24 protein-coding genes and 3 tRNA genes are annotated in these 24,093 nt (G+C 68.1%); 6 read left to right on the forward strand and 21 right to left on the reverse strand.

Annotated features, from left to right (window positions below):
* Positions 1–52: 52 nt before the first annotated feature.
* The 9 genes from rpoB to ACZ7EG_RS08785 all read right to left on the reverse strand — a co-directional run bounded on the left by rpoB (position 53) and on the right by ACZ7EG_RS08785 (position 10,656).
* Entirely contained in the window at positions 53–3,538 is a 3,486-nt protein-coding gene (rpoB, locus tag ACZ7EG_RS08745; RefSeq protein ID WP_471074213.1) for a DNA-directed RNA polymerase subunit beta, read from the reverse strand.
* A 571-nt stretch (positions 3,539–4,109) separates the two neighbouring features.
* Positions 4,110–4,499: a 50S ribosomal protein L7/L12 gene (gene rplL, locus ACZ7EG_RS08750; RefSeq protein WP_471074216.1), complete on the reverse strand. Its 390-nt coding sequence runs from the start codon at positions 4,497–4,499 to the stop codon at positions 4,110–4,112.
* Positions 4,500–4,613: 114 nt separating this feature from the next.
* The gene (gene rplJ / locus ACZ7EG_RS08755) at positions 4,614–5,144 is read right to left on the reverse strand and encodes a 50S ribosomal protein L10 (protein ID WP_033308984.1); all 531 of its coding nucleotides are present in this window, start codon (positions 5,142–5,144) and stop codon (positions 4,614–4,616) included.
* A 308-nt stretch (positions 5,145–5,452) separates the two neighbouring features.
* Positions 5,453–6,280 carry an SCO4651 family lipoprotein gene (locus ACZ7EG_RS08760; protein WP_471074219.1) on the reverse strand — a complete coding sequence of 276 codons (828 nt, stop codon included), beginning with the start codon at positions 6,278–6,280 and terminating at the stop codon, positions 5,453–5,455.
* Between the two features lie 93 nt (positions 6,281–6,373).
* On the reverse strand, positions 6,374–7,228 hold the full coding sequence (locus tag ACZ7EG_RS08765) for an SCO4651 family lipoprotein (RefSeq protein ID WP_471074222.1): 855 nt from the start codon (positions 7,226–7,228) through the stop codon (positions 6,374–6,376).
* Positions 7,229–7,357: 129 nt separating this feature from the next.
* The gene (rplA, locus tag ACZ7EG_RS08770; protein ID WP_033308987.1) at positions 7,358–8,083 is read right to left on the reverse strand and encodes a 50S ribosomal protein L1; all 726 of its coding nucleotides are present in this window, start codon (positions 8,081–8,083) and stop codon (positions 7,358–7,360) included.
* Positions 8,084–8,160: 77 nt separating this feature from the next.
* Positions 8,161–8,595 carry a 50S ribosomal protein L11 gene (gene rplK / locus ACZ7EG_RS08775; RefSeq protein ID WP_003992325.1) on the reverse strand — a complete coding sequence of 145 codons (435 nt, stop codon included), beginning with the start codon at positions 8,593–8,595 and terminating at the stop codon, positions 8,161–8,163.
* Positions 8,596–9,322: 727 nt separating this feature from the next.
* Positions 9,323–9,886: a GNAT family N-acetyltransferase gene (locus ACZ7EG_RS08780; protein ID WP_471074225.1), complete on the reverse strand. Its 564-nt coding sequence runs from the start codon at positions 9,884–9,886 to the stop codon at positions 9,323–9,325.
* Positions 9,883–10,656 (reverse strand): GntR family transcriptional regulator, encoded by a 774-nt coding sequence (locus ACZ7EG_RS08785; protein WP_471074228.1) that lies wholly within the window; start codon positions 10,654–10,656, stop codon positions 9,883–9,885. Before ACZ7EG_RS08785 ends, ACZ7EG_RS08780 begins: the two co-directional genes overlap by 4 nt.
* 194 nt (positions 10,657–10,850) lie before the next feature.
* Here ACZ7EG_RS08785 and ACZ7EG_RS08790 point away from each other — a divergent pair, with 194 nt between their 5' ends.
* Genes ACZ7EG_RS08790 through ACZ7EG_RS08805 form a run of 4 tightly spaced genes read left to right on the forward strand, consistent with a single transcriptional unit; the run spans position 10,851 to position 14,210 of the window.
* A complete protein-coding gene (locus ACZ7EG_RS08790; RefSeq protein ID WP_471074232.1) occupies positions 10,851–11,357 on the forward strand; it encodes a hypothetical protein in 507 nt (168 codons plus the stop codon).
* A 26-nt stretch (positions 11,358–11,383) separates the two neighbouring features.
* Positions 11,384–12,772 (forward strand): replication initiator protein RepSA, encoded by a 1,389-nt coding sequence (gene repSA, locus ACZ7EG_RS08795; protein ID WP_471074881.1) that lies wholly within the window; start codon positions 11,384–11,386, stop codon positions 12,770–12,772.
* Positions 12,769–12,963, forward strand: a complete 195-nt coding sequence (locus ACZ7EG_RS08800) for a helix-turn-helix domain-containing protein (RefSeq protein WP_471074235.1) — start codon at positions 12,769–12,771, stop codon at positions 12,961–12,963. Before repSA ends, ACZ7EG_RS08800 begins: the two co-directional genes overlap by 4 nt.
* Positions 12,963–14,210, forward strand: a complete 1,248-nt coding sequence (locus tag ACZ7EG_RS08805) for a tyrosine-type recombinase/integrase (protein WP_471074238.1) — start codon at positions 12,963–12,965, stop codon at positions 14,208–14,210. The genes ACZ7EG_RS08800 and ACZ7EG_RS08805 overlap by 1 nt, the downstream gene beginning before the upstream one ends.
* A 75-nt stretch (positions 14,211–14,285) precedes the next feature.
* Here ACZ7EG_RS08805 and nusG read toward each other — a convergent pair whose 3' ends face one another.
* From nusG to ACZ7EG_RS08820, 3 genes are all read right to left on the reverse strand, one after another.
* On the reverse strand, positions 14,286–15,110 hold the full coding sequence (gene nusG / locus ACZ7EG_RS08810) for a transcription termination/antitermination protein NusG (protein ID WP_362047095.1): 825 nt from the start codon (positions 15,108–15,110) through the stop codon (positions 14,286–14,288).
* A gap of 80 nt (positions 15,111–15,190) precedes the next feature.
* Entirely contained in the window at positions 15,191–15,475 is a 285-nt protein-coding gene (gene secE / locus ACZ7EG_RS08815; RefSeq protein WP_104785540.1) for a preprotein translocase subunit SecE, read from the reverse strand.
* 108 nt (positions 15,476–15,583) lie between these two features.
* Positions 15,584–15,656: transfer RNA gene (locus ACZ7EG_RS08820), tRNA-Trp, on the reverse strand.
* 306 nt (positions 15,657–15,962) lie between these two features.
* Between ACZ7EG_RS08820 and ACZ7EG_RS08825 the strand changes: the two genes are divergently transcribed.
* Together ACZ7EG_RS08825 and ACZ7EG_RS08830 are read left to right on the forward strand one after the other, a co-directional pair.
* On the forward strand, positions 15,963–17,189 hold the full coding sequence (locus ACZ7EG_RS08825; RefSeq protein ID WP_471074242.1) for a pyridoxal phosphate-dependent aminotransferase: 1,227 nt from the start codon (positions 15,963–15,965) through the stop codon (positions 17,187–17,189).
* Between the two features lie 131 nt (positions 17,190–17,320).
* The gene (locus tag ACZ7EG_RS08830) at positions 17,321–18,352 is read left to right on the forward strand and encodes an adenosine deaminase (RefSeq protein WP_471074245.1); all 1,032 of its coding nucleotides are present in this window, start codon (positions 17,321–17,323) and stop codon (positions 18,350–18,352) included.
* Between the two features lie 373 nt (positions 18,353–18,725).
* Here the strand turns inward: ACZ7EG_RS08830 and ACZ7EG_RS08835 are convergent, their stop codons facing one another.
* The 9 genes from ACZ7EG_RS08835 to ACZ7EG_RS08875 form a co-directional block, all read right to left on the reverse strand.
* Positions 18,726–19,781 (reverse strand): UDP-N-acetylmuramate dehydrogenase, encoded by a 1,056-nt coding sequence (locus ACZ7EG_RS08835; protein ID WP_471074248.1) that lies wholly within the window; start codon positions 19,779–19,781, stop codon positions 18,726–18,728.
* A 97-nt stretch (positions 19,782–19,878) separates the two neighbouring features.
* A complete protein-coding gene (locus ACZ7EG_RS08840) occupies positions 19,879–20,259 on the reverse strand; it encodes a DUF3291 domain-containing protein (RefSeq protein WP_471074251.1) in 381 nt (126 codons plus the stop codon).
* 31 nt (positions 20,260–20,290) lie between these two features.
* A complete protein-coding gene (locus ACZ7EG_RS08845) occupies positions 20,291–21,727 on the reverse strand; it encodes an MFS transporter (protein ID WP_471074254.1) in 1,437 nt (478 codons plus the stop codon).
* A 92-nt stretch (positions 21,728–21,819) separates the two neighbouring features.
* Positions 21,820–22,374 (reverse strand): TetR/AcrR family transcriptional regulator, encoded by a 555-nt coding sequence (locus ACZ7EG_RS08850; RefSeq protein WP_471074257.1) that lies wholly within the window; start codon positions 22,372–22,374, stop codon positions 21,820–21,822.
* Between the two features lie 113 nt (positions 22,375–22,487).
* The gene (locus ACZ7EG_RS08855; protein ID WP_362235638.1) at positions 22,488–22,916 is read right to left on the reverse strand and encodes a MaoC family dehydratase; all 429 of its coding nucleotides are present in this window, start codon (positions 22,914–22,916) and stop codon (positions 22,488–22,490) included.
* 5 nt (positions 22,917–22,921) lie between these two features.
* On the reverse strand, positions 22,922–23,374 hold the full coding sequence (locus tag ACZ7EG_RS08860; RefSeq protein ID WP_471074260.1) for an FAS1-like dehydratase domain-containing protein: 453 nt from the start codon (positions 23,372–23,374) through the stop codon (positions 22,922–22,924).
* Between the two features lie 116 nt (positions 23,375–23,490).
* Positions 23,491–23,655: a 50S ribosomal protein L33 gene (rpmG, locus tag ACZ7EG_RS08865; RefSeq protein ID WP_003948671.1), complete on the reverse strand. Its 165-nt coding sequence runs from the start codon at positions 23,653–23,655 to the stop codon at positions 23,491–23,493.
* Between the two features lie 89 nt (positions 23,656–23,744).
* Positions 23,745–23,817: transfer RNA gene (locus ACZ7EG_RS08870), tRNA-Met, on the reverse strand.
* A 45-nt stretch (positions 23,818–23,862) separates the two neighbouring features.
* Positions 23,863–23,935: transfer RNA gene (locus ACZ7EG_RS08875), tRNA-Thr, on the reverse strand.
* Positions 23,936–24,093: the final 158 nt, after the last annotated feature.

The following is a 24,093-nucleotide window of genomic DNA, read 5'->3' on the forward strand; positions in this document are numbered from 1 at the left end:
TACGGGGGTCCTGGGGCCGGCGGCCTTCATCACGAAGGCCGCCGGACTCCCGTCAGACCTCTTCGACGCTGCTCGGCTCACGCCGGGACAGGTCGATGCCAAGCTCCTCCGCAGCGCGGAAGACGTCCTCGTCGGTGTCGCGCATCTCGATGGACATGCCGTCCGAGGACAGCACCTCCACGTTGAGGCACAGGGACTGCATCTCCTTGATGAGCACCTTGAAGGACTCGGGGATGCCGGGCTCGGGGATGTTCTCGCCCTTGACGATGGCCTCGTAGACCTTCACGCGGCCGGTGACGTCGTCGGACTTGATGGTCAGCAGCTCCTGGAGGGCGTACGCGGCGCCGTAAGCCTCCAGCGCCCACACCTCCATCTCACCGAAGCGCTGGCCACCGAACTGGGCCTTACCACCCAGCGGCTGCTGGGTGATCATCGAGTACGGACCGGTCGACCGGGCGTGCAGCTTGTCGTCGACCAGGTGGTGCAGCTTGAGGATGTACATGTAGCCGACCGAGATCGGCTCCGGGAACGGCTCGCCGGAGCGGCCGTCGAACAGCGGCGCCTTACCGGTCGGGAGCACCATGCGCTCGCCGTCGCGGTTCGGGATGGTGTGGTTCAGCAGACCGGCCAGCTCGTCCTCACGCGCACCGTCGAAGACGGGGGTGGCGACGTTGGTGCCCGGGGCGACCTGGTCGGCCTCGATGGCCTGCAGGCGCTGGGCCCAGTCGTCCGCGAGGCCGGAGACGTCCCAGCCGCGGCTGGCGAGCCAGCCGAGGTGGATCTCCAGAACCTGTCCCGGGTTCATTCGGGACGGCACACCGAGCGGGTTGAGGATGATGTCGACCGGGGTGCCGTCCTCCAGGAACGGCATGTCCTCGATCGGCAGGATCTTCGAGATGACACCCTTGTTGCCGTGACGGCCGGCGAGCTTGTCACCGTCCGTGATCTTGCGCTTCTGCGCCACGTAGACACGAACCAGCTGGTTCACGCCCGGCGGCAGCTCGTCGCCCTCTTCACGGTCGAAGACGCGGACGCCGATGACCTTGCCGATCTCGCCGTGCGGGACCTTCAGCGAGGTGTCACGGACCTCACGGGCCTTCTCACCGAAGATGGCGCGCAGCAGGCGCTCCTCCGGCGTCAGCTCGGTCTCACCCTTGGGCGTGACCTTGCCGACGAGGATGTCACCGGCGACGACCTCGGCACCGATGCGGATGATGCCGCGCTCGTCGAGGTCGGCGAGGACCTCCTCGGAGACGTTCGGGATGTCCCGGGTGATCTCCTCGGGGCCGAGCTTGGTGTCACGGGCGTCGACCTCGTGCTCCTCGATGTGGATCGAGGAGAGGACGTCGTCCTGCACGAGGCGCTGCGACAGGATGATCGCGTCCTCGTAGTTGTGACCCTCCCACGGCATGAACGCCACGAGCAGGTTCTTGCCCAGCGCCATCTCGCCGTTCTGGGTGGCCGGACCGTCGGCGAGGACCTGGCCCTCGATGATCCGGTCGCCCTCGTTGACGATGACCTTCTGGTTGACCGAGGTGCCCTGGTTGGAGCGGGCGAACTTGGCCAGGCGGTACGTGATGTACGTGCCGTCGTCGTTGGCGGTGGTGATGTAGTCCGCGGAGACCTCCTGGACCACACCGGGCTTCTCGGCCTTGACCACGTCGCCGGCGTCGACCGCGGAGCGGTACTCCATGCCGGTGCCGACGAGCGGCGCCTCGGACTTAATCAGCGGCACGGCCTGACGCATCATGTTCGCGCCCATGAGGGCACGGTTGGCGTCGTCGTGCTCGAGGAAGGGGATCATGGCGGTCGCGACCGACACCATCTGGCGCGGCGAGACGTCCATGTAGTCCACGTCCTCGCCGGTGACGTAGTCGACCTCGCCGCCCTTACGGCGGACCAGCACCCGGGCCTCGGCGAAGCGGAGGTCGTCCGTCAGGGGCGCGTTGGCCTGCGCGATGACGAAGCGGTCCTCCTCGTCGGCGGTCAGGTAGTCGACCTCGTCGGTGACCTGGCCCTCGAACACCTTGCGGTACGGGGTCTCGACGAAACCGAACGCGTTGACCCGGCCGTAGGAGGCGAGCGAGCCGATCAGACCGATGTTCGGGCCTTCGGGCGTCTCGATCGGGCACATGCGGCCGTAGTGCGAGGGGTGCACGTCACGGACCTCGAAGCCGGCCCGCTCACGGGACAGACCACCCGGGCCGAGCGCGGAGAGACGCCGCTTGTGCGTCAGACCGGACAGCGGGTTGTTCTGGTCCATGAACTGGGACAGCTGGCTGGTGCCGAAGAACTCCTTGATGGAGGCGACGACCGGCCGGATGTTGATCAGGGTCTGCGGCGTGATCGCCTCGACGTCCTGGGTCGTCATCCGCTCGCGGACGACTCGCTCCATACGCGCCAGACCCGTACGGACCTGGTTCTGGATGAGCTCGCCGACGCTGCGCAGGCGGCGGTTGCCGAAGTGGTCGATGTCGTCGGTCTCGACGACGATGTTCGTGCCACTGTCGCCGACCGTCTCGGTCTCGCCCGCGTGCAGCTTCACCAGGTACTTGATCGTCGAGATGATGTCCTCGACGGTCAGGATGCCCGCGTCCAGCGGAGCGTCCGCACCCAGCTTCTTGTTGACCTTGTAGCGGCCGACCTTGGCCAGGTCGTAGCGCTTGGGGTTGAAGTAGAGGTTCTCGAGCAGCGTCTGCGCGGCCTCACGCGTGGGGGGCTCGCCCGGACGCAGCTTGCGGTAGATGTCGAGCAGCGCGTCGTCCTGGCCCTGGGTGTGGTCCTTCTCCAGGGTGGCGCGCATGGACTCGTACTCGCCGAACTCCTCGAGGATCTGCTCGGTGGTCCAGCCGAGCGCCTTGAGCAGGACGGTGACGGACTGCTTGCGCTTGCGGTCGATGCGGACACCGACCATGTCGCGCTTGTCGATCTCCATCTCCAGCCAGGCACCCCGGGACGGGATGATCTTGGCGGAGAAGATGTCCTTGTCGGACGTCTTGTCGATGGAGGAGTCGAAGTACACGCCCGGCGAGCGGACGAGCTGCGACACCACGACACGCTCGGTGCCGTTGATGACGAAGGTGCCCTTGTTCGTCATGAGCGGGAAGTCGCCCATGAAGACCGTCTGGGACTTGATCTCGCCGGTCTCGTTGTTGGTGAACTCGGCGGTGACGAAGAGCGGGGCCGCGTACGTGAAGTCGCGGTCCTTGCACTCGTCGATGGAGTTCTTCGGCGGCTCGAAGCGGTGGTCGCGGAAGGTCAGCGACATCGACCCGCTGAAGTCCTCGATCGGGGAGATCTCCTCGAAGATCTCCTCGAGCCCGGACTTGGTGGGGACGTCCTGACCGTTCTCGAGAGCCTCCTCGACCCGACTCTGCCAGGCGGTGTTGCCGAGGAGCCAGTCGAAGCTCTCGGTCTGCAGCGCGAGCAGGTTCGGAACCTCAAGAGGCTCCTTGATCTTTGCAAAAGAGATGCGCAGCGGGGCAGTGCTGGCGGCGTTGTTCGTATTCGCGGTCGAGGCGTTGCGCGAGGCGGCCAAGAGGGGGTCCTTCCGAGGGCTCGGACTCACTACGCGCGTACCGGCCCCTCTCCCGTACACAGAGACAAGCTGTGTCAGTCCGGCCGAAAGGCCAGGTCGGACAGATCTTGTCGTCGATGCTCGGGCGAGGGCAGACCCCTGGTGACGGGCAGGGGACAGCTAACAGGCAGCGCAAAGGGTCAGTGTAGCCACTTGGCACACTGATGTCCAGTGCGGGTTCTGGAACCCGTGTTCACCCTCGTTGTTCCACTCCTGCGACAAGGCGCTGCCCTCAACGCACGTTGATACTGCCCTCTTCGTCGCCGATCCATGCCTCGGATTCGGATCCTGTGACGACGCGTCCTGAGAATTGCGCGCTGCGTGCGGTTCGTCAAGGCCCCCCTGCCCGATCCGGAGCCGCCCGGAGACACGACGAAGATCACCATACCCCCCGTCACCGGGGCTTCAAGGCAACCGTGGCCCGCCTCCGAGAACGCCGAAGAGCGACCACCCGGATGGATGATCGCTCTTCAGCGCTTAGGCGTTACACGTCCGGCGGGACGTGTTGTGGATCCTGACGGATCCGAGGGTGTTACTTGACCTCGACGGAGGCGCCGGCGCCCTTGAGGGACTCGGCGGCCTTCTCGGCGGCGTCCTTGGCGACCTTCTCGAGAACGGGCTTCGGGGCGCCGTCCACGAGGTCCTTGGCCTCCTTCAGACCCAGGGAGGTCAGCTCACGCACGACCTTGATGACCTGGATCTTCTTGTCGCCGGCACCGGTGAGGATGACGTCGAACTCGTCCTGCTCGGCCTCGGCCTCGGCAGCGGCGCCACCAGCGGCACCACCGGCGACGACGACCGGCGCGGCAGCGGCGGCGGTAACGTCGAACTTGTCCTCGAACGCCTTCACGAACTCGGAGAGCTCGATGAGGGTCATTTCCTCGAACTGCGCGAGCAGGTCTTCCTGGCTGAGCTTCGCCATGATGGCGGTCCTTCCACTAATTCGGCAGGTGCCGGATGTACATGTGAGGCGGGCGTACGTTTGGCCCGCGACGGTCGCCGCGTTCAGGCAGCGGCGGCCGGGATGCGAGCCGAGTTACTCGGCACCGCCCTGCTCGTCCTGCTTGGCACGGAGCGCGTCCACGGTGCGGACGAGCTTCGACGGCAGCGCCTGGAAGACAGAGGCAGCCTGGGACTGCTTGCCCTTCATGGCACCGGCCAGCTTGGAGAGCAGAACCTCGCGGGACTCGAGGTCCGCAAGCTTCTTGATCTCATCGGCGGACAACGCCTTGCCGTCAAGGACGCCGCCCTTGATGACGAGGTTGGGGTTGTCCTTGGCGAAGTCACGGAGACCCTTCGCCGCCTCGACCGGGTCACCGGTCACGAAGGCGACGGCCGACGAACCCGCAAAGAGGTCGTCCAGCGTCGTGATCCCGGCCTCGTTGGCCGCAATCTTGGTCAGCGTGTTCTTCGCCACACGGTACTGAGCGTTCTCACCGAGTGAACGACGCAGCTGCTGGAGCTGCGCGACGGTGAGACCGGTGTACGCGGTAACGACAGCGGCGTTGGAGTTGCGGAACTTGTCCCGCATCTCCTCGACGGCATCGACCTTGTCAGGCCTCGCCATGAGCCTCGGCCTCCTTCCGGGTGATTCGGACCGCGCGGACCCGAAGGAGGACTGGGGAAAACGAAACGCCCCGGCGCAAGCGCACGGGGCGTAGCTCGACCGGTTTCACACACGCACGAGGCGGTGGGCTCCGGGAGCTTCTCCAGTGTCACCTGCGCGGGTCGTCCGCCGTTCAGCGGATCCTTCGGCCACCGCGCCCTCTGATGAGCGCGCGGTAACGACCAGCGGTCTTTGGCTTCTGTAGGAGAGTACGGGAACGGTTCACCGTGAGGCAAATCCGCCCGTACGGCGGATCGGCGCGGGGCGGTTCAGCCCTGCCCCAGCTCCTTGAACATCTCGCTCAGGTCCGCGACGTCCTTGGCCTGCGGGGCCGTGACGGTGACGGGCTTGTTGTAGTCGAGGAAGGTGATGGTCATGTCCATCGGGCCCTTGTCGGCCTGGCCCTTCATGCGGAACTGCTTGGTGTGGTCCTCGCCGTCGACCCACATGTCCATCGTGAACTTGTCGACGCCCAGCTTCTCGTACTGCTTGATGCTCTTCTCGCGCTGCTTGCGGGTCTGCGCCTTCTCGTCCTTGAGCGAGGCGCGCAGGTCGGCGAGGGTGACCGTGCCCGTGTAGTGGGTGGTCTCGACTCCGTCGACCTTCTCGCTGCCGACCTCCTTCACGTCCTTGGCGCCCGTGAGGAAGGTGGACTCCGCCGCCGGGTTCTGCTCGGCCTGGCTCGTGGACCCCACCTTGTCCAGGTCCTTGGCCGCGTCGGAGCCGGACAGATCGAACTTCAGCCAGCGCTTGCCGTCCATCTCCTTGGCCATCTCGGCTCCCCCACCGAGGTACATGGCCTTGTCGACGAGACGGATCTCCACGCTTTCGCCGGCGGCCTGGTCGGGCGCCGTCATCTTCATGCTCATGGCGATCGTGGGCTTCAGGCGCATGGACGCCTCACCCTCGACGCGGCCCGACTCCGGGACCGTGCCCTTCAAGCGGTACTGGAGGGACGTGATGTCCTCCGTGTTCTTCGCCGCTTTGGCGACGGCCGCGGCGGGCGTCATCTCCGGCGACTGCTCGGATCCGCAGCCGACGGCGCCGACGGCGAGAAGCAGGGCACACGCCCCGGCGGCAGGTATGGACGTCCTCATCAATTCCCCCCAAGGAATACATGGTTGCTTCACAGCAAGGCCGCGAGCCTATCCCAGAGGGGCACAAGTGATCTATCGGAATAGGCGGAGGCCTCAGGGCATGCCGGGCTGCTTGCGCATCAGATCCTCGAAGTCCCCGGTGTCGGACCGCGGGGGCCGTTCGACCCGGACCGGAACGCCGTAGTCGGCGTAGTGCGCGGTCTGGGTCATCAGGCCGGTGGTCATCCGCGCCTTCTCGACCTTCTTGACCAGCAGGTTCCGCTTGTCGATCCAGATGTCGACGGTCTCGGTGGTGACACCGGCCTCGGTCAGCTGCTGCCGCAGGCCGTCGTCGGCGACGTCGGCCGCTGTCACGGTGCCGGACCAGTGCGTCGCGGACCGGCCGCCGACGGTCTCCTCGCCGACCTTCCTGACGTCGCCGGAGGACAGCAGCAGCTTGAGGGACTGGTTCGGCGTGGTGCTGCGCATCTGGTCACCGAGATGGGCACCGGAGCCGCCGGCGAGGGCTTCGAGGTCCTCGTACGCGTACCGGATCCAGTGCCTGCCGCCGGTCTGCTCGGCGAACTTCTCGCCCATGCGCGCGTAGTACGCCTCCGGCAGATAACGGGCCTCCATGGAGGTGGCGCCCAGCCGCCGCATGGTGTCGGCGATGGTCCCGCCGGTGTACTCGATGGTGAGGGTGCCGGTGATGCCGTTGCTCCAGCCCAGGGTGCCGTCGGCGGTCATGGACATCAGCGAGCCCATGGTCGTCGTGGACTCCACCCGGGCGGACTCGGCCTGCTCGGTGGTGCGCTCGGCGGCGCGCAGGGCGGCCAGGGCCCGGCCGCGTGCGGCGCCGTCGTCCCGGCCGGGGGCCTCGGAGGACTCCTGGGACGTGCAGGCGGCCACCCCCGTCAGCGCTGTCGCCGCGAGCACCAGGCCCACGCGGCGCACGGTCGTGCCCTGCATACGTCCCCCCCCGTTCGCATCCGGTTCCCGCACGTTAACCCAGGCCACCGGCGTACGTACCGGAAAAGGGAACGGGCCCCGCACCTGTAAGAGGTGCGGGGCCCGTGACCGGTTGGGTGAGCCTCAGGCTCAGACCGCAGCCGGGTCCTCCTCGACGAGGAGGTTGCGGGTGCGGTTCGGGTCGACCGGAATGCCGGGGCCCATCGTGGTGCTGATGGCGGCCTTCTTGATGTAGCGACCCTTGGCGGCCGACGGCTTCAGACGGAGGATCTCCTCCAGCGCGGCGCCGTAGTTCTCCACCAGCTTGGTGTCGTCGAAGGACGACTTGCCGATGATGAAGTGCAGGTTCGAGTGCTTGTCGACGCGGAACTCGATCTTGCCGCCCTTGATCTCGGTGACGGCCTTGGCCACGTCGGGGGTGACGGTGCCGGTCTTCGGGTTCGGCATCAGACCACGCGGACCGAGCACGCGGCCGAGACGGCCGACCTTGCCCATGAGGTCCGGGGTGGCGACGACGGCGTCGAAGTCCAGACGGCCCTTCGACACCTCGTCGATCAGTTCGTCGGAGCCGACGATGTCGGCGCCCGCGGCCTCCGCGGCCGCAGCACGGTCACCGGTCGCGAAGACCAGGACCCGGGCGGTCTTGCCGGTGCCGTGCGGAAGGTTCACGGTGCCACGGACCATCTGGTCGGCCTTGCGCGGGTCGACACCCAGGCGGAAGGCGACCTCGACGGTGCCGTCGAACTTGGTCGTGGAGGTGTCCTTGGCGAGACGGACGGCCTCGAGCGGGGCGTAGAGCTTCTCCCGGTCGACCTTGGCGTCCGCAGCGCGAAGGGACTTGCTGCGCTTGCTCACTACTGCTCCTGTGGATTCTTAGGAGTCGTGGTCCGGGCCGAGCAGGCCCTGCCACTTCTGCTGATGGAGGTTGGGGCTCAGCCCTCGACCGTGACGCCCATGGAACGGGCGGTGCCGGCGATGATCTTCTCGGCGGCGTCCAGGTCGTTGGCGTTGAGGTCGGGCATCTTGGTCGTGGCGATCTCACGGACCTGGTCACGCGTGATCTTCGCGACCTTGGTCTTGTGCGGCTCGCCGGAGCCCTTCTCGATGCCCGCGGCCTTCAGGATCATCTTCGCGGCCGGCGGCGTCTTGGTGATGAAGGTGAAGGAACGGTCCTCGTAGACCGTGATCTCCACCGGGATCACCCAGCCACGCTGCGACTCGGTCGCGGCGTTGTAGGCCTTGCAGAACTCCATGATGTTCACGCCGTGCTGACCCAGCGCGGGGCCGACCGGCGGAGCCGGGTTGGCGGCACCGGCCTGGATCTGGAGCTTGATGAGCCCCGTGACCTTCTTCTTCTTGGGAGGCATAGCTCTCCGGGTCCTTTCGATTCGGGTCCTGCCCGCATACGGGGACCACCCGGATGCAGGCATACCGCACAACGATAACGGGTATGGATGCGCGGCTGAAAACCGAGCAGGTCAGGCAAGCGCCGGAGCGATCGCCTGACCTGCGCGGAAGCGGTGTGTCCGGAAGTCAGTTCTTCTGGAAGTGATGCGCCGATTCTCCCACGTGCATCGCTTCCATGTCTCCTACCTTCTGACCAGCGAAGATCCGGCGACTAGTTGTCATCATCTGTCAACGTCGGTTCACCTCGCACGGCCCACAGACGGCCCCGCACCTTTCCCCACTCCCCCTCCCTCTCCTCCCCGCCGCCGTACTGCTGACGACGGCGCGAGGTCGGCTCCGAGACTTTGGGCTGGAGCTGCCATGGGGCGAGTGATCATGGCCCCGTAAGCTTCCGGCGCGTCGGGCAGTCTGTGGACCTGCCCGTTAAAGCACGACGTTGGGGCCATGATCTTCGAGGCTCGCCCCATGGTGGCTGCCTAAAGTCTCGGAGCCGACCGGCCCATGTCGGCGGATGCAGCTACGGGCCTCGACTCATGGCTACCGGCCCTGCCCACATGTGGGCGCGCGTCGGCGCAGCGCGGGCGGAGCGGGCCGGAGGCAGGAGCGGCGCCCGCAGCAGAGCCGGGAGCGCGCCCGGCGGAGCGGAGCGCAGCCGGGGCTTGATGAGGTAGAGAAACCTGTAACCCGCTACCCGATGATCGGCGCTGGGGCCGGGGCACGGTCTACGAAGCCATGCTGAGCGGGCTGCGCCTCCCTCTGGGCAAGCCATCCGGAGACACGTGGACCACCATTGACGGCGCTGCCTTCGCGGACGGTCCGAACATGCTCGAAGCCCTGACGTAGGTAGTAGCGCTGTAGGGCCTCGTTGGTCGTCCAGGCGTCAAGGCGGAGCCACTTGGCTGATGAGCGGAAGGCTCGGTCACCCGCCCAATCGAGAAGGCGCCCGCCCAAGTTCTGCCCGGCGTACTCGCGGGACACCGTGAGCTTGTTGACGAACATGGACGGTTCCCTCAACTCCTCCTCCGACCACAACCCCTCCTCCGCCTCCGAGGTGAGGGTGATGGTCGCCGCCGTGGCCTCCCCATCCCGCACCATGAAGACCGTCCCGGCCTCGATCGTGGCCAACAGGCGATCTGCAGGGTAGGGACGGCTCCACTGGTCAGTGCCGAGCTTGCTGAGCCAGGACGCTGCCTGCTCACGGAACGCCAAGAGAAGGGGGAGATCGTCAGGCGTGGCGGGTGCGAGTATCACTGAGGTTCGTTCTCGTCTCGGGCCGAGAGATCGCCGATCTCGTAGTTCATGCGGTTCAAGTCGCCTCGAAGCGTGGTGATCGTGCACCGGATGGGCTTCTCGTTTGAGTAGCCCGTGCGGGTCCAGAGCAGGACAGGCACTCCAGCTCCGATCTCCAACAGGCGGGCTTCATCGGGCGTCGGCATGCGAGTGGAGATCTCGTCTGCGTATCCGATCTGCTCGATGCCCAAGCTTGCGAGGTACCGCGTGGTGCCTTCGGCTATGTCGCCTGGCTCGGTCAATCGCGGGGCCTGCTGGATGAGCCACTCCGGATAGTGAGTCGCCTGGGTGGACCAGGGCACGTCATCAACGAAGCGGTGGCAGAACCGCAGGACGGCCCTGGACCCGACATCGACCTTGAGCCGCTCTGCGATGTACTCGGGCGCGTTGGTCAGTTCGACTCGGAACGTCTGGTGCGGCCGGCGCCCCGCGTTCGTCACGTCGGTGGAGTACGCGTCACCGTTCTGCGGAAAGGTCAGGTTCTCGAACCGCGAGGCATTGAGTACGAACACCTCGTGCTTCCGGACCTCGTAGCCCAGCCCCTGGCTGGAGGAGATCAGCCCTTGACTGACCAACAAGTTGAGTCCTGATCGGACCGTGTTCCGTGAGGCGTCGAAGCGAACCATCAGCTCGCTTTCGGAGGGGAGCCGCGAGCCGGGGCCGTACGTCCCGCTGTCGATCTCCCGGCGCAGGGCGTCCGCCACCTGTTGATACTTCGGCTGCTTGCTCATACCTCCCATCATGACGCACACGCTCAACTTATTGGTACATGTAGCGCGGAATCTCTTGACGACAGTCATGTAACGCCATCAAACTCGTACCTACAAGTTGAGCAAGGGGTGTAACCCCCTTCTCTACAGCAGGGAGCGGCGCCCAACCGCCAAGTCAGATCGCCGCTCCCGCCCCCACGAAGGGAGCTCTCATCATGCCCGCAACGCTCGTTGCGCATGCCGCGACCCCCGTGTTAGTCGAAGAGCTGTCCGGCATGGAGCGCGCAGTCGCGCTGTACGCCTCTGACATGCCGACCGGCTACCTCCTCCAGGGCCCGGCTGACCCGAACGTGGCTGACTGGATCGCTCAGGGTGCCGCTCGTCTCGGCCGTGACGAGGTTCGTCGGCGCGCGGCCTACCTGGCGGGTCACCGCAAGCTGTGGCTGCGCGACATGACGACTCCGGAGATCGACCGCCGCCACAAGGTGCGGTTCCCCTCTGCACGGCGCCTCAAGATCGCGGAATCCATGGCGTCAACCTCATACTTCTGGATCCCGGTCGCCCCGGCCGCACGGCACCTCCCGGCCGTGATCGACGGGCCGTGCCCGAAATGCGACGACGCCGGAAAGCTCTGGGACACCTGGGTCATTGATGACGCTTCCGACTGGTACGAGGAGGGCTACCGCCCCTGCTGGTTGTGCCAGGACGGCGGTGCCGCGTGACGGTGTTTCCCGTCGCCCCGGAGACCGTGGCCGGTGCTGCGGCCTCCATGGGCACTGATCCCCTGACACTTGCCGATCTGCTGCGGGTGGCCAACTCGCCCGGCTTCGACCGCTGGCAGGAACAGGTCCGCCGTACGGGCGGCTGTGCCAACCCGATCCGCCTCATGGGCCAGACGGTCACCCGTGACGCCAAGACCGGCGACGTCCTGTACTCCTACAGCACCGAGCAGGAGCCGGGCGGCATGCTCCGGGTGGCCTGCGGCAACCGGCGGGCCTCCCGCTGCCCGGCCTGCGCCTGGACCTACGCCGGGGATACCTACCACCTGATCCGAGCCGGGATCACGGGCGATGAGCGCAAGGACGTGCCCGAGACGGTGCGGGATCATCCCCGTGTCTTCGCCACGCTCACCGCGCCCTCGTTCGGCCCGGTCCACAACCGGCCGGACTCCGGGCGCTGCCGCTGCGGTGCCCAGCATGCCGACGACGACCCCGCCCTCGGTACGGCGCTCGATCCGGAGCGCTACGACTACGCCGGGGCGGTGCTGTGGAACAACTTCGCCGGGGACCTGTGGCGGCGCTTCACCATCTACCTGCGCCGTGAGATCGCCGCCCGCGCGGGCCTGACTCAGTCGGCCATGCGGGAGGTGTGCCGGGTCTCCTTCGGCAAGGTCGCCGAGTTCCAGAAGCGCGGCAGTGTGCACTTCCACGCGGTGGTGCGCCTCGATGGCCCGGACGGTCCCGACACCGCGCCCCCGGCCTGGGCCACCGTCGCTCTCCTCGACGGTGCGATTCGCGCTGCTGCCGCTCGGGTCGCCGTGCCGGTGCCTTCCGCCGGCGCTTTCGCCGAACGCGAGCTGCGGTGGGGATCTCAGGTCGACGTGCAGCCCATCGGCGCCCTCGGTCACGAGGAGCTGACCGAACAGGCCGTGGCCTCCTACGTCGCCAAATACGCGACCAAAGCGGCCGAGACCACCGGCACGGTGGACCGCCGTATCGGGGAGCTGTCCGAACTCGACAAGCTGCCGGTGCCCGACCACACCCGGCGCCTGATCGAGGCGTGCTGGGCGCTGGATGAGGCCTACCCGGATCGGCTGCTGGCTCGCTGGGCTCACATGCTCGGCTTCCGCGGCCACTTCTCGACCAAGTCGCGCCAGTACTCCACCACCCTCGGAGCCCTTCGCCAGGTACGAGCCGACTACCGCGCCCGCCAGGAGCGGCGCGAACGCGGGCTCTCCGAAGACCTCGACGACACGGAGGGCTCCACGCTCGTGCTCGCCCACTGGACCTACGCCGGGCAGGGGCACACCCCCGGCGAATCCTGGCTCGCTGCATCAATCGCCCGAGACCTCCGGCTGAACCGAGAGACAGCACGTGAAGCCCTGGCCGACCTGGACGACATGGAGGTGTGCGCATGAAGCGCTCGCTGCCCGACCGCTACCTGACCCCGGTCGACCTGGCCGACCTGCTCGGCATCCCGGTCGAGACCGTCTACCAGTGGCGCCGCAAGCACATCGGGCCGCGGGGCTTCCGCGTCGGTCGGCACCTCCGCTTCGACCCCGAAGACGTCCGCGTCTGGGTCGAGGCTCAGATGGAAGAGGCCGCCTGATGGCCGGACACATCCAAGACCGCTGGTACAAGACCGAGACCGGCGCCGACGGCAAGACCGTCAAGGTCAAGACCGACCGCTTCGGCGTCGGCCTCCGCTACCGCGCTCGCTACGTCGCTCCGGACGGCACCGAGAAGTCCAAGAGCTTCCCTGACCGCAAGAAGCGCGAGGCTGAGCGCTGGTTGGCCAACATCGAGGCCGACATGTCGCGCGGCCACTACATCGACCCGACCGCCGGGAAGATCACGTTCAGGAAGTACGCCGAAGACTGGCTGGCGACACAGACGACCGACCCAGCTACCCGTGTCGCGGTCGAGAGTCGGCTACGGCTCCACGCCTTCCCGCACCTCGGCAGTCGGCCGCTGGCGTCCTTCCAGCCGTCGCACATCCGCTCTTGGGCTCGGCTCCTGGAGGACACCGGGGCGGCAAGCTCGTACCGGCGGGTGATCTTCGGGAACGTGTCGGCTGTGCTGTCGGCCGCCGTGGATGACGGCTACCTGGCGCGCAACCCGTGCCGTGCTGGTTCGGTCCGGCCGCCCAAGCCGTCCCCTGGACGAGTCACCCCCTGGTCGCCTGAGCGCGTCTTCGCGGTCCGGGACGGGATGCCTGATCGGCTCCGGGCCATGGTCGACGTGGGCGCGGGCTGCGGCCTCCGGCAGGGCGAGATCTTCGGGCTTGCCGTGGACGACGTGGACCCGCTATCCGGAGTGCTGCACGTCACACAACAGGTGAAGCTGGTGAACGGTCACCTGATCTTCGCGCCGCCCAAGAACAACAAGCTGCGTGACGTACCTCTCCCCGACTCGGTGGCTTCCGTCCTCGCGACGCACATGACGGCCTTCCCGCCGGTCGAGGTGACCTTGCCGTGGCTGCGCTCGGACGGGCCGCCGGTGACCAGGCTCCTCTACTTCTCCACCCAGGAGGGAGGGGCGCTCCGCCGGAACGACTTCAACACCCACGTCTGGAAGCCTGCTCTGGCTTCCGCCGGCGTCATCCCGGTGCCTGGCGTGGGCGAGCGGTACAAGGAATCCCGCGAAGACGGCATGCATGCCCTTCGGCACTTCTACGCCTCGGTCCTCCTGGACTCGGGCGAGAGCGTCAAGGCCGTGAGTACCTACCTGGGACACAGCGATGCCGGGTTCACCCTGCGGACGTACACACATCTGATGCCGACCAGTGAGACCCGGACCCGGAAGGCCGTGGATGCGGTCTACCGCAAGGCCCGGAGGCCGCCCACGGCCCAGTGACGGCCCCCTGGACGCGAGAGAGCCCCTGCCCAACGGGAAACCGCTGGTCAGGGGCTCTTTCGGCTGATCGTTGACCTAGTTCTTCTGGATCTGGTCGAAGGAGAGCTCGACCGGCGTCTCGCGGCCGAAGATCTCGACGAGGCCCTTGACCTTCTTCGAGTCCGGGTTGATCTCGTTGATGGTCGCCTGCAGCGTGGCGAAGGGGCCGTCGGTGACGGTGACCGAGTCGCCGACCTCGAAGTCCAGCACCTGGACCTCGACCTTGCGCTGCGGAGCCGGCTTGCCCTCGGCCTCGGCGGCCTCGCGAGCGGCCTTCTCCTCGGCCTCGGGGGCGAGCATCTTGACGATCTCGTCCAGGGTCAGCGGGTACGGGTCGTAGGCGTTGCCCACGAAGCCGGTGACGCCAGGGGTGTTGCGGACGACGCCCCAGGACTCGTTCGTCAGGTCCATGCGGACCAGGACGTAGCCCGGGAGCTTGTTCTGCTTGATCGTCTTGCGGTCGCCGTTCTTGATCTGGACGACCTCTTCCTGCGGCACCTCGGCCTGGAAGATGTAGTCCTCGACGTTGAGCGAGACGGCGCGCTGCTCGAGGTTGGTCTTCACGCGGTTCTCGTAGCCGGCGTAGGTGTGGATGACGTACCACTCGCCGGGCAGGACCCGCAGTTCCTCGCGGAGCTTCTCGATCGGGTCGCGGTCGTCCTCGGGCTCTTCCTCGAGTTCTTCCGCGGCCTCTTCGCCGTCCTCGGTCTCCGCCTCGGCGGCGTCGTCCGCGACGGCGTCGGCAGCCTCGACCTCGGCGGAGGCCTCGGTGTCCTCGTTGTCCGCGCCCTCGACGATGTCGAGCTCGTCCTCGACGGACTCGACCGGCTCGATGGCGTCGTTCACGTTCGGGTCAGACACGGTGGCTGCTTCTTCCTGGATACATAGGGGTGGAACATGCGAAAGGAGCGCCGGGTACCTCGGCGCTCTTCGCGGACTGCTCAGCCGAACACGTACTTCGCGGCGTTGCTGAGCCCATAGTCAATCACGGTGACCAGGCCGATCATGATGACGACGAAGATGATCACCACGGTCGTGTAGGTCGTCAGCTGGTTGCGGGTCGGCCAGACGACCTTGCGCAGCTCCGCGACGATCTGGCGGTAGAAGAGGGCGAGCCGCTTCAGCGGGCCCTTCTTTCCGCGCTTGCCGCCCTTGCGGGCCTTCTTGGACTCCGGCGCCTCGTCCTGGGCATCAGGCATGTCGATGGAGCCCACGGCGTCCGTCACTCGTCCTCACCTGATTCCGGGTCGTGGCCGTGCCGCGCCCGGTCTGAGCCGCACGGCGGTGCATTTCTGTACGTACATGCGCACACATCCTGGCGATGGAGTGTGTAGCAGGGCCGGAGGGACTTGAACCCCCAACCGCTGGTTTTGGAGACCAGTGCTCTACCAATTGAGCTACGACCCTTTGTGTGTCCCCCAACGTACCGCATCCATCCGAATGCTTGGTGTGCACCGAACGGGCGCGGCCTGCCGAAGGCCAACGAGGTGAGAGTGTACGTGCTCCGCGGCCGGTCGTCGAACAGAAAGGGCCCGCGGGAGGGCTCGTTGACGGAAGATCGCCTGCGGAACGGGGGCCGCGCTGACGTGAATCCGCTGAAGATCGCCCAGGCCGAGCGCGCGATCCGTACTGTTGTTCAAGGGTTTGCCCGACGTTGTTCAGTCTGTGAAACCCCCGTGCCGCGCGCGTTTCCAGTCTGAAACGATGGGGCCCATGAGCGCTGCAACCCCTCCCACCGAGCGCCGGGTCTCCGCCCGAGTCGGCGCGATCTCCGAGTCCGCCACCCTCGCCGTGGACGCCAAGGCCAAGGCCCTCAAGGCCGCCGGGCGTCCGGTGATCGGCTTCGGCGCCGGTGAGCCGGACTTCCCGACCCCGGACTACATCGTCCAGGCCGCCGTCGAGGCCTGCTCGAACCCGAAGTTCCACCGCTACACGCCCGCCGGTGGCCTCCCCGAACTGAAGGCCGCGATCGCCGCGAAGACCCTGCGTGACTCGGGCTACGAGCCGGACGTCTCGGAGATCCTGGTCACCAACGGTGGCAAGCAGGCCATCTACGAGGCCTTCGCCGCGATCCTCGACCCGGGCGACGAGGTCATCGTGCCCGCGCCCTACTGGACGACGTACCCGGAGTCGATCCGGCTGGCCGGGGGTGTCCCGGTGGAGGTCGTCGCCGACGAGACGACCGGCTACCGGGTGACCGTCGAGCAGCTGGAGGCGGCCCGTACGGAGAAGACGAAGGTCGTCCTCTTCGTCTCGCCGTCCAACCCGACCGGCGCGGTCTACAGCGAGACCGAGACCGAGGCCATCGGCCGCTGGGCCGTCGAGCACGGCCTGTGGGTGATGACCGACGAGATCTACGAGCACCTCGTCTACGGCGACGCCTCCGCCGTGTCGCTGCCGGCGGTGCTGCCGGAGCTGCGCGACAAGTGCGTCGTGGTGAACGGCGTCGCGAAGACGTACGCGATGACCGGCTGGCGCGTCGGGTGGATCATCGGCCCGAAGGACGTGGTCAAGGCCGCGACCAACCTGCAGTCGCACGCCACGTCCAACGTGTCCAACGTCGCCCAGGCCGCCGCACTGGCCGCCGTCTCCGGTGACCTGGACGCCGTGGCGAAGATGCGTGAGGCCTTCGACCGGCGCCGCAAGACCATCGTGCGGATGCTGAACGAGATCGACGGCGTGGTGTGCCCGGAGCCGGAGGGCGCGTTCTACGCGTACCCGTCGGTGAAGGCCCTGGTCGGCAAGGAGATCCGGGGTCGGCGGCCCAAGGACACGGTCGAGCTGGCCGCGCTGATCCTTGAGGAGTCCGAGGTCGCGGTGGTGCCGGGCGAGGCGTTCGGCACGCCCGGGTACCTGCGGCTGTCCTACGCGCTGGGTGACGAGGATCTGGTGGAGGGCGTGAGCCGGATCCAGAAGCTGCTGGCGGAGGCGCGGGACTGACGTCCGCTTCGCCGGTCCTCCGGCTCGGGGCACATGCCGTTTTCGGTATGTGCCCCATTTGTTTGTGCGAGCAAGACCACGAAAGGGGAAACGGCTACCGGGACGGCTGGGGCGTACGGCAGGATCTTTGGATGGAGCGTGTACGTGATGTCTCTGAGCTGCCGAAAGCCCATCTGCACCTGCACTTCACCGGGTCGATGCGGCCCTCGACGGTGCTGGAACTGGCCGACAAGTACGGCGTCCGGCTGCCCGACGCGCTGAGTGAGGCGCTGACCAGCGGGGAACCGCCGAGCCTGCGGGCGACGGACGAACGGGGCTGGTTCCGCTTCCAGCGGCTGTACGACGCGGCGCGCTCGTGTCTGCGGGAGCCGGAGGACATCCGGCGGCTGGTGCGGGAGGCCGCGGAGGAGGACGTGCGGGACGGGTCGGGCTGGCTGGAGATCCAGGTCGACCCGACGTCGTACGCGCCGCGGCTGGGCGGGCTGATCCCGGCGCTGGAGATCATCCTGGACGCGGTGGAGACGACGTCGCGGGAGACGGGGCTCGGGATGCGGGTCCTGGTCGCGGCGAACCGGATGAAGCACCCGCTGGACGCGCGGACGCTGGCGCGGCTGGCTGCTCGGTACGCGGACCGAGGGGTCGTCGGGTTCGGGCTGTCGAACGACGAGCGGCGGGGGATGGCACGGGACTTCGACCGGGCGTTCGGGATCGCGCGGGAGGCCGGGTTGCTGTCGGCGCCGCACGGGGGTGAGCTGGCCGGGCCGTCGTCGGTGCGGGACTGTCTGGACGACCTGGGGGCGAACCGGGTGGGGCACGGGGTGCGGGCGGCGGAGGATCCGCGGCTGATGAAGCGGCTCGCGGACCGGCAGGTCACGTGCGAGGTGTGCCCGGCGTCGAACGTGGCGCTGGGGGTGTACGAGAAGCCGGAGGACGTGCCGCTGCGGACGTTGTTCGAGGCGGGGGTGCCGCTGGCGCTGGGCGCGGACGATCCGTTGCTGTTCGGGTCGCGACTCGCCGCGCAGTACGAGATCGCGCGGCGGCATCACGGCTTCACGGATGCGGAGCTGGCGGAGGTGGCCCGGCAGTCGGTCCGGGGTTCGGCGGCCCCGGAGGACGTGAAGACGAAGCTGCTGGCGGGGGTGGACGACTGGTTGGCGTCGTAGCGGGTGGAGTGACGTGCTTCGCCTGACGCCGGGGTCGCGCCGGGGGGTGGGCCGGGGTCGCGCCGGGGGGCGGGTCGGGTCGCGCCGGGGGGCGGGTCGGGGCGCGCCGGGGGGGCCGGGGTCGTTGTCGGGGGGGTCCGTACTCGGAACGGCACGATGAGGTCGGCGCCGACTGACTCCCCGTTGACGCGCCAACCGCTGCTGGCGGACACCCCCCGACACGAGACCCCTTGCGTACGACGGCGGGTGCGGGAGCGTCGTGGCGCGCCTGGCTGCGGGCATGCGTGCCGCTAGGGACGGCACGGGTGGGCGCAGCGGCACCCCGCTCCGCAGGGCTGCGGTCCCACCCGGCACCAGCACCGGCGCCGGGTGCCTACAGGCTGACCCCTACCGTCACCGGCTCGTTGACCAGGGTGATTCCGAAGGCCTCGTGGACTCCGGCCACGACCTCGCGCGCCAGGGCGAGGAGGTCCTCGGTCGTCGCGCTGCCACGGTTCGTCAGTGCCAGGGTGTGCTTCGTGGAGATACGGGCCGGACCCTCGCCGTACCCCTTCGTGAAGCCGGCCTTGTCGATCAGCCAGGCCGCGGAGGTCTTGGTACGGCCCTCGCCGGCGGGGTAGGCCGGGGGCTCCACCCCGTCGCCGAGCCGGTCACGGACCCGTACGCGGAACGTCTCGAAGTCCGTGTCCGTGAGGATCGGGTTGGTGAAGAAGGAGCCGGCCGACCAGGTGTCGTGGTCCTCGGGGTCCAGGACCATGCCCTTGCCGGCGCGCAGCTTGAGCACCGTCTCCCGGGCCTGCGCGAGCGGGACGCGATCGCCCGCTTCCACACCGAGGGCACGGGCCGTCTCGGCGTAGCGGAGAGGGGCGGAGAGGCCCTCGGCGTCCTCCAGGGCGAAGCGGACCCGCAGGACCACGTAGCGCTCGGGGTCGGACTTGAAGCGGCTGTGGCGGTAGGAGAAGGCGCAGTCCTCGTTGGCCAGGGTGACCGTTTCGCCGGTGCGGCGGTCGTAGGCGACGACCTCGGTGATCGTGGACGAGACCTCCTGGCCGTACGCCCCGACGTTCTGGATGGGGGTCGCGCCCGCCGAGCCGGGGATGCCGGCCAGGCACTCGATGCCGGCCAGGCCCGCTTCGACCGTGCGGGCGACGGCGTCGGTCCACACCTCTCCGGCCGCCAGTTCGAGACGGGTGCCGTCGAGGGAGAAGCCCTTGGTGGCGATGACGAGGGCGGTGCCGTCGAAACCCTTGTCGCCGATGACCAGGTTCGAGCCGCCGCCGATGAGCAGCAGCGGGGTGCCCGTCTGGTCGGCTTCGCGGACGGCGGCGATCACCTCGTCGTCCGTGGTCGCGGTGATCAGGCGGGTCGCGGGGCCGCCCAGCCGGAAGGTCGTCAGCGGGGCGAGGGGGGCGTCGTGGAGTTCCTGCACGGGCCCAAGCGTACGAGACGGCACTGACGGCGCCGGGCACGTGTGGGTGCGGCCCCCTTTCGCCGGGAAAGGGGGCCGCACGCGCGCGTGGTGGCTCTCAGGGCAGACGGCGGAGCGCTTCGGACCAGGAGACCGGGAGGTCGTCGCTGCTCACCTGCCAGGTGGTGAAGGCCGCGTCCTTCATCTGCGGGGCGAGGCCCCGGGAGGCGGGGCCGTGGGCACCGGCTCGGACAAAGGCGTGCAGCGCGTCCTTGGACTCCCAGGCCGACAGGGTCCAGAAGGTCCGCTTAAGGGGCTTCGCCTTCAGGGTCGCTCCGTAGGCGCCGGGGCTACGGCGGACCTGCCGCCAGACGGCGGGCGTCCCGGCGAGGAACTTCAGAGCTCCCCACAGCGTGCGGGTCTCGAAGCGTGAGGCGAAGACGTACACCTCGGTGTCACGGGGCGGGCTGTTCGGGACGGTCCAGGGAAGAGTGGGCATGGCCGCTTCTCCTTGTTCGGGTCCTTCGGGGTCAGTGGGCGGCCGTCTCCAGCACCGGTGCCGGTTCGGCCGCCTCGGTCTGCCGCTCGGTGCCCCGCCGGGTCGGTATCAGCAGGGCGGCGATGCCCGCGAGGGCGACCACCACGGCGCCCGTCACCAGGGCGGGGCGCATGCCGTCGACGAAGGTCCGGCCGGTCTCGTAGCCGCCCTGAGCCGCGAAGATCGAGGCCATGATGGCGATGCCGAGCGCCCCGCCCACCTCGCGCAGGGCGTTGTTGGCGCCGGAGGCGATGCCCTGCTCCGACGGCCGCACGCTGGACATCACCAGATGCGAGGCGGGGGCGAAGAACAGCGCCATGCCGACGCCGCTGATGATCAGGGCGGGCAGCTGGGCCACGTAGGAGGCGTCGGCCGTGGCCACCACCGCCATGTAGCCGAGGCCCAGGGCCTGCAGGAAGAGGCCCGCGGCGACGACCGGGCGGCCGCCGATGCGGTCGGCCAGGATGCCGGCGACGGGGGCGATCAGCATCGGCATGCCGGTCCAGGGCAGCATCCTCAGGCCCGCCTCGGTGGGCGAGTAGCCGAGGACGCCCTGCATGTACTGGCTGAGCAAGAAGATCGAGCCGAACATGCCGAGGAACATCAGCAGGCTGGCCGCGTTGATGCCGGCGAAGGCCCGGGAGCGGAACAGCCGCATCGGGAGCATGGGGTTCTTGGCCCGGGCGCTGTAGAGGACGAAGCCGGCGAGCAGTGCGGAGCCCGCGAACAGGCCCGTCAGGACGAGGGAGCCGGTCCAGCCGTCGGCGGGGCCGCGGACCAGGCCGTAGACGATGCCGAAGAGGCCGCCGCTGGCGAGGAGGGTGCCGGGGACGTCGAGCGGGGCTCCGGTGCCGTGGGACTCGGCGAGGCGCAGCCGGGCGAGCGGCAGCAGGGCGAGGCCCAGCGGGACGTTCAGCCAGAAGATCCACTGCCAGGAGATGTGTTCGGTGAGGGTGCCGCCGACGAGCGGTCCGGAGGCGACGGCGAGTCCGTTGACGGCGCCCCAGATGCCGAACGCCATGCCGCGCCTGGCGGCGGGCACGGCGGCTGTCAGCAGGGTCAGCGTCAGGGGCATCATCACCGCGGCACCCGCGCCCTGGACGGCCCGGGCGGCGATGAGGGAGTCGATGCCGGGCGCCATGGCCGCCGCGGCGGAGGCGCCGGTGAAGACGGCGATTCCGGCGATGAACAGCCGTCGGCGCCCGAAGCGGTCGCCGAGGGCCGCGCCGAACATCAGCAGGACGGCGAAGGTGAGCGTGTAGGCGCTCACGGTCCATTCCAGGTCGTGCAGGCCGCCGCCGAGGTCCTCACGGATGGAGGGCAGGGCGGTGGTGACGACGAGGTTGTCGAGAGCCGCCATGAACCCGGCGACGCTGGTGATGACGAGGGCCCAGGCGGCTCCCCCGCGACGTGCGGTCTGCTGTGACATCGCTCCCCCATGGAGTGTGTGCGGTGATCAATTAGTTATTGATTACTAACTTTCGACGTCGTGAAAAAGGTCCGGCATCCTCGTCCGTCGTGTCAGCCGTCGGAGTCCGACGGACCCAGTCCCGCCCAGACCCGGTGATCGGCCGGGAAGCCCATGGCCGTCAGGCAGTTGATGAGCATGCCCTGCGCGAGGAAGATCGTCGTCTCACGAGCGTCGGCACCCAGCGGCAGGTGAATGGTGTCCCACAGTCGCATCCAGCCCGCGCGCACGGCCTCACCGAACTCGCGGTCCCCCTCCTCCTCGGCGGCCGCCACGGCGAGGTACATCTGCATCTGCATCATCAGCCGCTCCGGCTGCTCGGAGATGGCCTCGACATACGCCCCGCCCATGGCATGGCGGGCCTCCTCGCCCTCCAGCCCCTCGGCCGCATCCGCGAACATCCGGATGGTGTCCTCGACACACCGCTCGGCCGCCGCCAGGAAGATCGCCTTCTTGCCCGGGAACAGCCGGAAGAGATAGGGCTGCGAGACGCCGACCCGACGGGCGATCGCCTCGGTCGAGGTGCCGTGGTAACCACCGCGGGCGAACTCGGTCGTCGCCGCCCGGATGACGCTCTCGCGCCGCTCTTCCGCACTCATCCTGGCCATGCATGTGAAGTTAGTGTTCAATCACTAACCCTGTCAAGCGGTGCTTCGCCCCCCGGCACGAGTAAGGGGCGCCCCGCAATGGCGAGCGCCCCTTACGTCGTACGCGAACCGTCTCAGGCCAGTCGTACGACCGCCCTGGACATGCCCAGCACCTTCTGCCCGGCGCTGGTCGCCGTCAGGTCCACGCGGACCGTGTTGTCGTCGAGCTTGGCGGCGACCTTGCCGGCCACCTCGATCACGGCACCCTGGTCGTCGTTCGGGACGACGACCGGCTTGGTGAAGCGGACGCCGTACTCGACGACCGCGCCCGGGTCGCCGGTCCAGTCGGTGACCACCCGGATCGCTTCGGCCATCGTGAACATGCCGTGCGCGATGACGTCCGGCAGACCGACCTCCTTGGCGAACTTCTCGTTCCAGTGGATCGGGTTGAAGTCGCCGGAGGCGCCCGCGTACCGGACGAGGGTCGCGCGGGTCACGGGGAAGGTCTGCGGCGGCAGTTCGGTGCCGACCTCGACGTCGGAGTAGGAGATCTTCGCGGTCATGTCGCTCACGCCCCCTCGGCCGCGCGGGCCACGAGCTTGGTCCAGGCGGTCACCACGTGCTCGCCGGCCTCGTCGTGCACCTCACCGCGGATGTCCACGATGTCGTTGCCCGCGAGGGACTTGATCGCCTCGATGGTCGAGGTGACCGTGAGCCGGTCGCCGGCGCGGACCGGGCGGCGGTAGACGAACTTCTGGTCGCCGTGCACCACGCGGCTGTAGTCCAGGCCGAGCTGCGGGTCCTGCACGACCTCGCCCGCGGCCTTGAAGGTGATCGCGAAGACGAAGGTCGGCGGGGCGATCACGTCCGGGTGACCGAGCGCCTTGGCGGCCTCCGCGTCCGTGTACGCCGGGTTGTCGTCCCCGACCGCCTCGGCGAACTCACGGATCTTCTCCCGGCCCACCTCGTAGGGCGCGGTGGGCGGGTACGTCCGCCCCACGAAGGACTGGTCGAGCGCCATGGCTCGGCACCTCCTGGTAGCTCCACTGACCGGTACGGGTACCTCAACGAGCGGGTACCTCAACGACGCGAGGCCGTCCCCGATCACTCGGGAACGGCCTCGCGTACGAGCCTGATTTATCGCGTTTCGCGGTGCGCGGTGTGCGCGTTGCAACGCGGGCAGTGCTTCTTCATCTCAAGACGGTCCGGGTTGTTACGCCGGTTCTTCTTGGTGATGTAGTTCCGCTCCTTGCACTCCACGCAGGCCAGCGTGATCTTCGGGCGGACGTCGGTGGCAGCCACGTGAGTGCTCCTAAGACGAACGGATGGACTGTTTAACGCAAGAAAGAGTAGCCGATCGAAGGACCGACCCCGCAATCGGCTACTGAGAGTAGCGGTGACCGGACTTGAACCGGTGACACAGCGATTATGAGCCGCTTGCTCTACCGACTGAGCTACACCGCTTTGATGTGGTCCGGCTCCGCCTCGCGACGGAACCAGTCACACCAGAGCCCCAAAACGGAATCGAACCGTTGACCTTCTCCTTACCATGGAGACGCTCTGCCGACTGAGCTATTGGGGCGAGCGATGAAGACATTACACGCTCGGCCGCCGTTCGCCCAAATCCGTTTCGAGGCACCCGCCCCGGGCGCTCGGACCGTCCTCCCGGCAGCCTCGTGAACGCCTCCCGCCCCACGAGCGGACCAGGGGCGGACCAGCGGCGGACCAGTGGGCGGACCA

The organism is Streptomyces sp. NPDC037100 (assembly GCF_055606225.1).